Source organism: Paenibacillus sp. 32O-W (assembly GCF_007679495.1).
Classification (GTDB): domain Bacteria; phylum Bacillota; class Bacilli; order Paenibacillales; family NBRC-103111; genus Paenibacillus_L; species Paenibacillus_L residui.
In genome coordinates, this window is the sequence record NZ_VEGP01000162.1 from 1 (window position 1) to 826 (window position 826).

Genomic DNA, 826 nt, shown 5'->3' on the forward strand with positions numbered 1-826 from the left:
CCAATCCAAGCAGGAAACGACTGATATTGACGCCGATTCGCTCGCTTCTTAATGCTGTAGAACTTTTGACTGTCCAGCTCTATAAAAAAAGCGAATAATATTTATTTTTGGTTTATTACGACCATCTTTTTGCCGGCGGTTGCCGTTATTACACCGGTCTATATTATTTTGGCGAAACTAAATATGCTGGATACGAAGCTGGCTCTCATTTTGCTGAATACGGGTGCGGGAATTCCTTTAATGATTTGGATGTGTACCACCTACTTCAAAGAGATTCCCGGCGAAATTATAGAAGCGGCTACAATAGACGGCTGTTCGAAGACTGGGACATTCTTCAAGATTATGCTGCCTTTAATTAAAAACGGCATCATCTCCTCGGCATTGCTGGTATTTATTGTGACGTGGAATGAGTTTTTCTTCGCCGTCACCGCAACCGCTACAAAATCGGCGACCCTGCCGGTTTATATGAGCAAATTTATGACACAGCAAGGTTATTTCTGGGGCAAGATGTCGGCCGCCGGTACGATGGTCGTTCTCATCCCCGTTTTGCTCGGCTTCTTTAGCTATAAGTCCTTTGTTAAAGGGCTGACAGCCGGTTCGGTTAAAGGATGAAGCGGCAAGATCCGCACCTTTGCCTTCATACGAAGTCCAGTCGTTACAACGGCTGGGCTTTTTTGATATATTTGACATTCGCCCCGCAACCATACTACAATACGTAGTATCGGGAAGTGAATATAAAATGAGAATTAAACCTAAATTTCGAAAGTACCGTTCATTGAAAACATAAAAAAGTGCCCAAATCTTTGGTAGAATGGTGTTTGTCGAG

The 826-nt window shown here is 43.2% G+C and carries 1 protein-coding gene; it reads left to right on the plus strand.

Translation table 11 applies throughout. The annotated features are described in order from the left end of the window. Positions 1-99: 99 nt before the first annotated feature. Entirely contained in the window at positions 100-612 is a 513-nt protein-coding gene (locus FS806_RS25265; RefSeq protein WP_260982261.1) for a carbohydrate ABC transporter permease, read from the plus strand. The last annotated feature ends 214 nt before the right edge of the window (positions 613-826 follow it).